The 10,898-nt window shown below is 55.3% G+C and carries 9 protein-coding genes; 4 read left to right on the top strand and 5 right to left on the bottom strand.

Features of this window, described 5'->3' with window-relative positions:
* The first annotated feature begins 66 nt into the window (after nucleotides 1-66).
* A complete protein-coding gene (locus tag EL361_RS16485) occupies nucleotides 67-1,005 on the top strand; it encodes a sulfite exporter TauE/SafE family protein (protein ID WP_126381096.1) in 939 nt (312 codons plus the stop codon).
* Nucleotides 1,006-1,065: 60 nt separating this feature from the next.
* Here the strand turns inward: EL361_RS16485 and pgi are convergent, their stop codons facing one another.
* The 5 genes from pgi to EL361_RS16510 all read right to left on the bottom strand — a co-directional run bounded on the left by pgi (nucleotide 1,066) and on the right by EL361_RS16510 (nucleotide 6,365).
* Nucleotides 1,066-2,712: a glucose-6-phosphate isomerase gene (gene pgi, locus EL361_RS16490; RefSeq protein ID WP_126381098.1), complete on the bottom strand. Its 1,647-nt coding sequence runs from the start codon at nucleotides 2,710-2,712 to the stop codon at nucleotides 1,066-1,068.
* A 97-nt stretch (nucleotides 2,713-2,809) separates the two neighbouring features.
* Complete coding sequence (locus EL361_RS16495; RefSeq protein ID WP_126381100.1) at nucleotides 2,810-4,123, bottom strand: TRAP transporter large permease; 1,314 nt, start codon at nucleotides 4,121-4,123, stop codon at nucleotides 2,810-2,812.
* Between the two features lie 2 nt (nucleotides 4,124-4,125).
* Nucleotides 4,126-4,611 (bottom strand): TRAP transporter small permease, encoded by a 486-nt coding sequence (locus EL361_RS16500; RefSeq protein ID WP_126381102.1) that lies wholly within the window; start codon nucleotides 4,609-4,611, stop codon nucleotides 4,126-4,128.
* Between the two features lie 95 nt (nucleotides 4,612-4,706).
* Nucleotides 4,707-5,711, bottom strand: a complete 1,005-nt coding sequence (locus tag EL361_RS16505) for a TRAP transporter substrate-binding protein (protein WP_126381104.1) — start codon at nucleotides 5,709-5,711, stop codon at nucleotides 4,707-4,709.
* Nucleotides 5,712-5,771: 60 nt separating this feature from the next.
* On the bottom strand, nucleotides 5,772-6,365 hold the full coding sequence (locus EL361_RS16510) for a TetR/AcrR family transcriptional regulator (protein WP_338031049.1): 594 nt from the start codon (nucleotides 6,363-6,365) through the stop codon (nucleotides 5,772-5,774).
* Between the two features lie 231 nt (nucleotides 6,366-6,596).
* Here EL361_RS16510 and EL361_RS16515 point away from each other — a divergent pair, with 231 nt between their 5' ends.
* From EL361_RS16515 to EL361_RS16525, 3 genes are all read left to right on the top strand, one after another.
* The gene (locus tag EL361_RS16515; protein WP_126381108.1) at nucleotides 6,597-7,553 is read left to right on the top strand and encodes a UDP-glucuronic acid decarboxylase family protein; all 957 of its coding nucleotides are present in this window, start codon (nucleotides 6,597-6,599) and stop codon (nucleotides 7,551-7,553) included.
* A gap of 250 nt (nucleotides 7,554-7,803) precedes the next feature.
* Nucleotides 7,804-9,231: a pyruvate kinase gene (gene pyk / locus EL361_RS16520; RefSeq protein WP_126381110.1), complete on the top strand. Its 1,428-nt coding sequence runs from the start codon at nucleotides 7,804-7,806 to the stop codon at nucleotides 9,229-9,231.
* A 376-nt stretch (nucleotides 9,232-9,607) separates the two neighbouring features.
* On the top strand, nucleotides 9,608-10,858 hold the full coding sequence (locus EL361_RS16525) for an OmpP1/FadL family transporter (RefSeq protein WP_172961809.1): 1,251 nt from the start codon (nucleotides 9,608-9,610) through the stop codon (nucleotides 10,856-10,858).
* The last annotated feature ends 40 nt before the right edge of the window (nucleotides 10,859-10,898 follow it).

Genomic DNA, 10,898 nt, shown 5'->3' on the forward strand with positions numbered 1-10,898 from the left:
TTACAGACACGAAAAATATATCATTCGTGTCAGTAGATATCAAGCGTTCTTTTGTCAGGAGCTGCCATGTATTTTCCCGTAGCCGATATTACCGTTTCCGTTTGGGTTCCACCTCTGGTGGCCTTTTGTGTTTCATTCTTTACGTCCATGGGTGGGGTTTCGGGAGCCTTCTTGCTTCTGCCATTTCAAATGACGTTTCTGGGGTACACCTCGCCATCTGTGAGTGCCACCAACCAGGTTTTTAATATTGTGGCCATACCGAGTGGAGTCTTACGCTATATGCGCGAGGGGCGTATGGTCTGGCCTTTGACTTGGATCGTGATCATTGGGACCCTTCCTGGGGTGTTTCTGGGAGCCATCATCCGGGTTGCATGGTTGCCGGATCCCAATAGTTTCAAGCTGTTTGCCGCTGTAGTTCTTGCCTATATCGGGGTGCGCATGACCCGTGATCTGATGGCTGGGCCCGGCAAGAATGGCCGCAAGGCTGCCGAGCAGCATTTCCAGAACATGGCAGCCAGGTTTCGCTCCAAACAGAATGAGGGAGAAAGCATACGTCCGGTCGAGGTTTTGAGTTTCACCAGAAGTAGGCTGGTCTATCGTTTCTATGAAGAAACCTTTGATGTCTCCACCATGGGAGTCTCGCTGCTGTGCTTTTTGGTGGGTATTGTGGGGGGTGTCTATGGCATCGGCGGAGGGTCCATCGTGGCCCCGTTCTTTGTCTCCATTCTGGGGCTTCCGGTCTATACTGTAGCTGGTGCCGCACTCATGGGAACGTTTGTGACCTCGGTGGCGGGAGTCGCCTTCTATCAATTCATACAGCCCTGGTATCCGGGGATGCATGTGGCACCGGACTGGTCCCTTGGTTTGTTGTTTGGTCTGGGAGGCATGGCAGGGATGTACCTGGGGGCCTGCTGCCAAAAGTATGTCTCTGCACGGGCCATCAAGTGGATGCTTGCGGTCATTCTGCTTTTTACCGCTGCCAAGTACGTTCTGAGTGCCTTGTAGTCTCAAGCTGGTGTGCCGGGCTCGCACTGCCAGCCTTGGATGAAGGGGCGAAGGCTGGAGCTAGCCCTCGTTGCGTATCTTTTTGATGGCGTTGATCAGACCGTTGGTGGAACTGTCATGGCTTTCAGACGGTGCGTCACTGGTGAGTTCCGGCTGGATAGCCTGGGCCAGTTGCTTGCCCAGTTCCACTCCCCATTGGTCATAGGAATTGATATTCCAGACCGTGCCTTGCACGAAGATCTTGTGCTCGTAGAGGGCAATGAGGGCGCCGAGGGAGTGCGGGGTCAGGCGCTTGTAAAGGATCGAGTTGCTGGGGCGGTTGCCCATGAAAGAGCGATGGGCCATGAGCTTGCCGATTTCGGGGTCGGTCATTCCCGCAGCGCGCATGTCGGCTTCGGCCTCCTCGGGGGACTTGCCCTGCATGAGGGCCTCGGTCTGCGCCAGGAAGTTGGAGAGCAGCACATTGTGATGTTTTCCCAGAGGGTTGAGTGGCTGGACCGGCGCCAGGAAGTCGCTAGGGATCAGTTTGGTACCCTGATGAATCAATTGATAGAAGGCGTGCTGGCCGTTTGTCCCGGGTTCCCCCCAGATGATGGGGCCTGTGCCGTAATTGACGATCTGACCGTCCAGTGTCGCTGATTTGCCGTTGGATTCCATGTCGCCCTGTTGGAAGTAGGCCGGGAAGCGTGACAGGTACTGGTCATAGGGCAGGATGGCGTGGGTGCCGCAGGAAAAGAAGTTGTTGTACCAGATGCCCAGCATGGCCATGACCACGGGTATGTTCTCTTCCAGCGGGGTGGTGCGGAAATGATTGTCCACCTCATGGGCGCCTGCGAGCAGTTCCTCGAATCGGTCCATGCCGATGCTCAGGGCGATGGGCAAGCCGATGGCTGACCACAGGGAGTAGCGCCCTCCCACCCAGTCCCAGAATTCAAACATGTTGGCGGAGTCGATACCGAAGTCGGTCACGGCCGGGCCATTGGTAGACAGGGCTACGAAATGTTTTGCCACGTGTTTTTTGTTGCCTGCGGCCTCCAGAAACCAGGCGCGCGCAGTGGCGGCGTTCATCATGGTTTCCTGAGTGGTGAACGACTTGGAAGCCACGATGAAGAGGGTTGTTTCCGGGTTCAGCAACTTCAGGGTTTCAGCCATGTGCGTGCCGTCCACATTGGAGACGAAATGTGCGCGGGGGCCGTCGGCATAGTGTGCCAGCGCGGTGGTCACCATGTGCGGGCCGAGGTCCGAACCGCCAATGCCGATGTTGACCACATCAGCCACCGGGCGACCGGTATAGCCGGTCCATTTGCCGGAGCGTACGGACTTGGTGAAGGTTCGCATCTGCTGGAGCACGGCGTTGACTCCGGGCATCACATCTTTTTCGTTTACCAGCATGGGGGTGTTTGAGCGGTTGCGCAGGGCCACGTGCAGCACCGCCCGATCCTCGGTGGTGTTGATTTTTTCGCCTGCAAACATGGCCTGCAGACGTTCGGGCACACCTGTGGAACGGGCCAGGTCCATCAGCAGACTCATGGTCTTTTCTGTGATGCGGTTCTTGGAGTAGTCGAACAGGATGTCTCCCAAGCGCAGGGAGAATGTGCTGAATCTCTCGGGATCATTGCTGAAGAGTTCCCGCATGTGCAGGCTTTCGATCTCGAGGTAATGCCCCTCCAGGGCCTTCCACTGGGGGGAAGCGGTCAACGTAGACATGGCCTCTCTCCTGTTCGTGAATGAATGCAAGCGTTTCTAACCGCATTGTAGAATGGGCGAATTGGCGCTTTGTGTCAACGCGTGGAGAGCAGACTTGCTAGTACATGAGGTTGGGCAGGCATAAAATGACCTGCGGGAACAGGAACAGCAGGGCGATGCCCACGACAATGGCCCACATGAAGGGAATGATGCCCTTGAAGATGGATTCCAGCGTGATGCCGGGGATGATGGATTGCGCTGTGCCATAGACCACATAGACGTTGATGCCCACCGGAGGGGTGATGACGCCCATCTGCGTGATCAGCACGATAATGATGCCGAACCAGATGGGATCATAGCCCAGATTGGTGACCACCGGGTAGAAGACCGGGATGGTCAGCATGATGAGGGCCAGGGCGTCCATGAAGCAACCACCCAGAAAATAGATGAGGACGATAACGGCCATAACCAGGAACGCAGGCAGTTCGAAGCCTGCGACCCACGAGGCCACGTTGAAGGGGATGCGGGTCACGGCCAGGAACTTGCCGAAGACGATGGCTCCGGCCACCAGGAACAGCACCATGCTGGAAGTACGCAGGGTTTCGTAGAGCGAATTGACAAAGGCCTTCCAGCTGAGCTGCCGCTTGATGAGCGAGAGTGCCAATACGCCCAGTACGCCGATGGATGCGGCTTCGGTGGGGGTGAACCAGCCGAAGAACATGCCACCAATGACCAGGCCGAAAACAATGAGCGTGTCGATGAGTCCGAGCAGGGATTTGAGCTTGGCTGCAGTGCTGAATTTTTCGCCAGCGGGTCCCAGCTCCGGGTTGCGGTGACACTGGATGGCGATGGCGGCGATGAACAGCACGGTCAGCATCAGTGCGGGCAGGATGCCTGCCACAAACAGGGCACCGATGGATTGCTCGGTCAGGACGCCGTAGACGATGAGTACAACGGACGGAGGCATGATCATGCCCAGTCCACCACCCGAGGCAACACTGCCTGCAGCCAGGGAGTTTGCGTAGCCGTAGCGTTTCATTTCGGGAATACCTACGGTGGCCATGGTGGCGGCGGTAGCAGGGCTGGAGCCACAAACGGCGCCGAATGCCGTGCAGGCGCTGACCGTGGCCATGGCTAATCCACCCTGAACATGTCCGAAGAAATGGTAGGCGGTGCTGTAGAGTCTGCGGCTGATACCGCTATTGAAGGCTAGCTGTCCCATCAGGATGAACAGCGGGATGGTGGACAGGCTGTAGGACGAAAATGCGTCGTAGACGCTGCGGGACAGCAGGTTCATTCCGCCCTTGGAGGACGTGAGGAAGGAAAAACCGATGAATCCGGTGAGGGTCATGACGTAGGCCACGGGCATCCGGGTCATGAACAGGGCGATCATGACGACGATGCCGATGATGCCCACAAGGGTCGCGTCCATGGCTATTCCCCGTCCTTGCTAAAGAAGCGCATGACATCTCCGAAAATGCCCAGAGCAAAGACCAAAAAGCCGAAGCCCAGAGCATAGACAACATAGTATTCTGGGAGCTCCAGATTCATGGACACGGTTCCGGCCCGGTTCAATGTGCCTGCATAGAGGGCCATGCGCCAGCAAACCAGGGCGAACAGGGCCAGGGCAGCCAGGTCCGTGATCAGCTTGATGATGTCCCGGGTGCGACGGGAGAAGCGCCGGACGACGATTTCGACCCCGATGTGCACCCGTTGCGAATGGGCGTAGGGCAATGAGAGGCCTACGGCCAGCGTGGCCAAAATGGTGACGATTTCCTCGGAGCCGAAGATGGGGGTGTTGAAGCCGCCCCGGCCTAGGACATCGGCCCCGGTCAGGAATGCCATACCCATCAGGCAGCAGGCAGCCAGGATTTTCATGACCGCTTCGAGCTTGGCCAACAGGGCGAGATAGGTCTTCATGGGTGTGTCCGAGGCGTTTGTTCAAACAGGCAGGGAGGTTGACCAAGAAGTCATCCCCCCTGCCCGGAGTGTTGTTCGTTAATAATCCTGAGTCGCTATTGCAGCGAATTCAAGGTTGCGACGATGTAATCCAGGACGGCTTTTCCGTCCAGCCCCTTCTTGGTGGCCTCGGCGGTGTAAGCCTCCAGCATGGGGGCGCAAGCAGCTTTCCAGCGATCCGTTTCGGCGTCGGCCAAGGGGATGACTTCGCCGCCTTGAGCCTTGAAGAATTCCATTCCTGCCTTGTCGCTGTCGTCCCAGGCCTGACCATGTTTACCCGACCATTCGGCATTGATTTCCAAGATGGCCTTTTGAGCATCGGCCGGAATTTCTGCCCAGCGATCCTTGTTCATGACCACGAAGAAGGTGGTGGTGTAGGCTACGGCGCCCGAATCGGTCATGTAGTCCACGACTTCGCCCATCTTCCAACCTTTGTTGGTTTCCACGGGGTACATGCCACCGTTGACCACGCCTTTCTGGATGGCCTGGTAAGAGTCAGGCATGGACATGGCCACCGGAGTGCCACCCAGTGCCGAGACGACTTTGGCGGAGTTGCCTGTGGCGCGCAGTTTGAGGCCCTTCATGTCCTCAATGCTTCGGACGGGTTTCTTGGCGGTATGCAGCAGTCCCGGTCCATGGGCATGGAAGTACATGACCTGGACATCGTCAAATTCCTTGGGTTGAAACTTTTCATTCACGCCATTGGCGACTTTGGTGGCAACCACACCACTTTGGTAGCCCAGAGGCAGGTCCACGGCGGCCATGACGGGGAAGCGGCCGCGAGAATAGGCCAACACGGAGAAACCGATGTCCGACAGGCCTTCCACAACGCCGTCGTAGCACTGTTTGGCCTTGGTCAGAGTGCCGCCGGGGAAGTAGTCGATGCTGACGGCTCCACCCGTGCGCTTCTCTACTTCTTTGCACCAGGCTTCGGCCAATTGGGATTGGACGTGGGTCGGCGGAAAGAAGTTCGAGTAGGTCAGCTTAACGTTCCCTGCCTGTGCGGGAAGGGCAGTGCTGAGGACGGCCAGGGTCAGGGCAGCCAGTAGCAGTTTCTTCATGGGTTCCTCCGTGTGATGTGTTCGATATCGTTCATCGGCCCCAGCGGGTGCCGATAGTTGCTAGCCTTGCGGTTTCAAACCGTTGGCCCGCGCCAGGGTCAGTGCGGCTTGGCGGACGTCGGTCTTATCCAGAACTCCGGTACCCAATGCGCTGTGGATCAGGAATCCTTCGAATAGTGCGGTGTTTAGGGCTCCGATCTTTTCTGCCGGGTAACCGCTATTCACATGATTTCCCACCAATGCGGCAAAGAGTTCGTTGGAAAGTCGGTATGCTCCCTGGTTCAGAGCCTGGCGCAATGTTTCGTTGCGTGTGGCGTGCATGGTGAATTCCAGAAAGATGCGGGACCAGTCCTGATCGTCGATGATTGTTTCCAGGAAATCCCAGATGATCCCCATGGCCTCGTCCAGGTCATGGGTTATTGGGAAATGGTTGTCGCGTTGCTCCCGGTAGGACTTGAGCTTGCCTTCAATGATCTTCAGGAACAGCTCTCCTTTGCTTTCCCAATGGCGATAAAAGCAGCCCTTGGAATACCCCGCCTCCGCTGTGATTTCGGCGATGGAGGTCTTGGTGAAACCTTTCTGACCGAACAAGCTGATGGCGGAAGCCTCCAATTCGAGACGTGTCTGTTGAGATTTTTCTTGTTGTTTCTTCATAATATTAGCCAGTTGCGTTGTTTTTGCGACCGGGCGTCAAAAAGTGACCGTCGGTCACAAGAGATGATCGATTATCTCTTGTTGCCAACGCTGTCAAGAGGTGGCGGATATATTATTCAGACTACCCACGAGGTTAGGCTTGCCTCACGGCGCGCTCTTTGCAACAAGAACACAGGGCTGTCAGCTTTTCGGCGTAGGCGGCAACAAAGCGATTGAGCAAAGAGGGCATCAATGCATCTGAGAAAACGTGTTCTGGTCACGGGTGGTTCAGGATTTCTGGGATCGTTCCTGTGCGAGAGGTTGCTCGATGAGGGGAACGACGTGTTGTGTGCGGACAACTTCTTCACCGGCGCACGCGGGAATGTCGCGCACCTGATGGGGCAGCCGAATTTCGAGTTGATGCGCCATGACGTCACTTTCCCGCTGTATGTTGAGGTTGACGAAATTTATAATTTGGCTTGCCCTGCCTCCCCCATCCACTATCAGTACGACCCAGTGCAAACGACCAAGACTTCCATTCATGGGGCCATTAACATGCTGGGGCTGGCCAAGCGGGTCAAAGCCAAGATTCTTCAGGCCAGCACTTCAGAGGTCTATGGTGATCCGGAGATTCATCCTCAAACCGAGGATTACTGGGGCCGGGTCAACCCCATTGGTGAGCGTGCCTGTTATGACGAAGGCAAGCGATGCGCAGAAACTCTGTTTTTTGATTACAACCGGCAGCACAGGCTGCGCATCAAGGTCTGCCGCATTTTCAATACCTATGGCCCCCGCATGCATCCCAACGACGGGCGTGTGGTCTCTAATTTCATTGTCCAGGCGCTCAAAGGCGAGCCGATCACCGTGTATGGCGATGGTTCCCAGACCCGCTCGTTTTGTTATGTGGATGATCTGATCAATGGCATGATTCGCCTGATGGGCACTGCCGACGAGTTTACCGGTCCCATGAACCTGGGGAATCCGGATGAGTTTACCATCCTTGAATTGGCCACGAAGGTGATCGATCTGGTGGGGAGCAAGTCCGAGGTGGTCTTCAAGCCTTTACCCGGGGATGATCCTCGTCAGCGCAAGCCTGATATTACTTTGGCGCGTGAGACCATCGATTGGGAACCTTTAGTGCGGCTTGACGATGGGCTGGTAAAGACCGTCGCCTATTTTGAAGAGCTGTTCACACAGGGCGTGATCTAGAGAATTCCACCGGGAATCTGCATATTCATTGTGAGGCCGCGTCATAACGCGGCCTTTTTTGTTTGCGAGGATCAGTGGCACATGTTTCTTGTGATCAGTTGAATGGAAAATGCAGTTAAAGGCGCTTTCGGAGTGGACTGGAATTGCCTTGCCGTGGGCCTCTGAGAATCACTTGAGCTCTAGTCAAATCAGTGTATTTGTCCCTGTTCTGTGGTATAAGGCATCACGAACACGAACACGGAGAAAGCTCATGCGTACCAAGATCATTGCCACGTTGGGTCCCGCATCCATGGAAAAAGACGTGATGCGCGCCATGGTCGACCATGGGGTCCGGATCTTTCGTCTCAACTTTTCCCATGCCGATGCCGAATATTTTCGTCCCATTGTCCAGACGATCCGCGAGATCGAGCAGGAGGTGGGTTTTCCGCTAACTGCGATGGGGGACCTGTGCGGTCCTAAGATTCGCATCGGGCAGGTGATAGGCTCACCGTGCAACGTGAGTAAGGGGGATGTTGTCTGTCTGGGGTTGCCGGACATGCGTGGCGGAGCCCCTGCAGACGCGTTGTTTATTGAATTGGGAGTCCCCGAATTACTGGATGGCCTGTCCGTGGGCGAACCGGTCTTCCTGTCGGACGGCATGCTGCAATTCACCATTACACGTGTATTGGAGCAGGACAAAATGTATTTGATGGAGGCGCAGAATGGTTCGATTCTGACTTCCAACAAGGGGATTGCCTTCCCGGATAAGGTTCACCCCATGCCGGCACTGACGGAAAAGGACCGCAAGGATTTGTCCGAGGCCTTGGCTATTGGCGTGGATGCACTGGCCTTGTCCTTTGTGCAGACGCGTGATGATGTGGACGAAGCCAAGGAACTGATCCGCAAGGAAGGCCATTGGGTCCCTGTGGTTGCCAAGCTTGAACGCAAGCGTGCTGTGGACAATATCGAATCCATCGTGGCGGCAGCGGATGCGATCATGGTGGCCCGGGGTGACTTGGGAGTCGAGTGTTCTCTGATGACCCTGCCTGTGATCCAGAAACGAATCATTCGGGCTTGTCGCCATCAGCAGAAGGCCGTGATCGTGGCGACGCAAATGATGCTTTCCATGGTCAAGAGCCCTGTACCTACCCGCGCTGAAGCCGCTGATGTGGCGAACGCCGTGATGGACGGGGCGGATTGTGTGATGCTGTCCGAGGAGACAGCCATCGGTAATCATCCGGTGGAGACCTGCCGCTTTATTCAGGGGATCGCCACCAGCGCAGAGGAATACTATCTCGAGCGGATAGGCGAGCCTTTCAAGCCCAGCAAACAACGCAATCTCGTCAAATACATGGCCTATTCAGCTTGTCTCGTGGCCGAACAGGCTCAGAGCAAGGCTTTGATTGCTCATTCCACTAGTGGTTCCACAGCTCGGCTTCTTTCCAGCCGTCGGCCAAGGCAGACTATTTTTGCATTGACCCCCGATCAACGTGTTATCCGTTGGTTGAACTTCTTCTGGGGGGTCAAGCCGCGGGCCGTTGATCCCCGCATCGAAAGCCATACCGAACGTGCTCTGGAGTTTGTCAAAACCAGTAATGAATTTGCATCCGGAGAAAATGTTGTCGTGACCTCCGGCCAGGCTCGCCCCCCCGGGCAAACCGAAATCAAGACCAATACCATCCGCTTGTTCTACAAGTAGAACAAGATTGAAAAGGTAAAGGGCCCTACTGTTTTCAGTTGGAAAACATTAGGGCCCTTTTTATTTGGAACCATAATGCTATTGACGTGCAGTGTTGAACTTGTTGAAAAGTTTAGAAGTCTTCAGAATTGAATAATTTTGTTCATATTTGCGGTATGTTGGCGAATAAAAACAGAAATTCTCTTGAATTCAAGGGGTGTAAAGGCTGGTCAAGCAGTTCGATTTGGGGTAATGGCCGGAGAGTTGTGAACGCGTTGGTGAACCAGGGGCAAATGGTTGCTAGCGCAATTATATTGTAGAAGGCAATAGTTGCCATATCAACGAACTGAACTGCAAGTGGGGTGTCCTGATGAATGGGGGTTTGAAAACTCTTGCGATGGCAATGCTTGCGGTGCTGCTGATGGCAGGCACCGCTATTGCCTCGGGCTTCGGAATTTATGAGTGGAGTGGACGCAGCAACGCCATGGGTGGCGCTACATATGCCAACACCAGGGATGCGTCGACGGTGGCAACCAACCCGTCGGGTATGACTGATCTGGAAGGGACTCACCTTTTGACAGGCGTCAGCGCCATCGCACCTAAGGCCATTGTTGATTTTGACAACGCGGCCTACAATGACTCCACAGGCAAGTCCAATGTCTGGTTACCGCCGCATGCGTATGTCTCCCACCAGTTGAGTGAAGATTTCTGGATTGGTGCTGGTGTGTTTTCCCGCTTTGGCCTGGGCACGGAATTCGAGGAGACCTGGGCTGGTCGCTACAACATGATGGACGCCAGCATTGAGTCTGTCTCTTTCACTCCTGTTCTGGCGTATCGGTTGAACGACCAGTGGTCCTTTTCTGCTGGCCCTGAGTTCATGTATATGCGTTTCCAGCAGGGTAAGACGGTGGACAACATCAACGTCAAGGACCCGACGACCACCACGTCGGACACCCATGCCAAGCTTGATGGTGACAGCACGGATGTTGGTGGAGTGTTTGCTGTAACCTATAAGCCGCTGGATTGGGTTACTACTGCGCTTACCTACCGTACTCAGGTTGAGCACAAGATCGTCGGTGATGCTACCTTCAGCCCTATTGGTGCCGTGAACCCTTTGGGCGCCTATACCACTACGGCTGGAGCTCATGGTGTCATTACTCTTCCTGATAGCCTGACCCTGGCCGTTGCGATCAAGCCTATGGACAAGCTGACCGTGGAAGCCGATATTCTGTACACACGATGGGAATCCTATCAGGAACTGCGTATTAACTACGACAGGCAGTTGATTCCGGGGGTTGCAGCTTCCACCCAATCCGTGACGGAAAAGGCCTGGCGCAATACCTTCCGTTATCAATTGGGCGTGGAGTATGCACTGTACGATTGGCTGGACCTGCGTGCCGGCTATATCTACGACCAGTCGCCCATTTGCGATGACCATGCCGATTATATGGTTCCGGCCAATGACCGTCAGCTGTACTCCGCGGGTGTAGGCCTCAATCTGGATAATTGGACTGTGGACCTGTCCTACATCTACCTGAGCAGTGATGAACGTGCATACAATAATCGTCCGGCCGAGGGCGTGTATTCTGGTGAGGCTCATGACCTCGAGACCCACATCGTGGGTGTCAGCCTGGGCTACAAGTTCTAGGTTTTGATATTAGCAAAAGCAAAAGGCCGGAATGGATATC

Origin of the sequence: Desulfovibrio ferrophilus (assembly GCF_003966735.1) — a bacterium.
Lineage (GTDB): Bacteria > Desulfobacterota > Desulfovibrionia > Desulfovibrionales > Desulfovibrionaceae > Desulfovibrio_Q > Desulfovibrio_Q ferrophilus.

Coding starts and splice junctions, on each gene's coding strand:
- pgi (WP_126381098.1), bottom strand. CDS start 2,712: ATGTCTACGTTGACCGCTTCCCCCCAGTGGAAGGCCCTGGAGGGGCAT.
- pyk (WP_126381110.1), top strand. CDS start 7,804: ATGCGTACCAAGATCATTGCCACGTTGGGTCCCGCATCCATGGAAAAA.
- EL361_RS16510 (WP_338031049.1), bottom strand. CDS start 6,365: ATGAAGAAACAACAAGAAAAATCTCAACAGACACGTCTCGAATTGGAG.
- EL361_RS16515 (WP_126381108.1), top strand. CDS start 6,597: ATGCATCTGAGAAAACGTGTTCTGGTCACGGGTGGTTCAGGATTTCTG.
- EL361_RS16525 (WP_172961809.1), top strand. CDS start 9,608: ATGGCAATGCTTGCGGTGCTGCTGATGGCAGGCACCGCTATTGCCTCG.
- EL361_RS16500 (WP_126381102.1), bottom strand. CDS start 4,611: ATGAAGACCTATCTCGCCCTGTTGGCCAAGCTCGAAGCGGTCATGAAA.
- EL361_RS16485 (WP_126381096.1), top strand. CDS start 67: ATGTATTTTCCCGTAGCCGATATTACCGTTTCCGTTTGGGTTCCACCT.
- EL361_RS16495 (WP_126381100.1), bottom strand. CDS start 4,123: ATGGACGCGACCCTTGTGGGCATCATCGGCATCGTCGTCATGATCGCC.
- EL361_RS16505 (WP_126381104.1), bottom strand. CDS start 5,711: ATGAAGAAACTGCTACTGGCTGCCCTGACCCTGGCCGTCCTCAGCACT.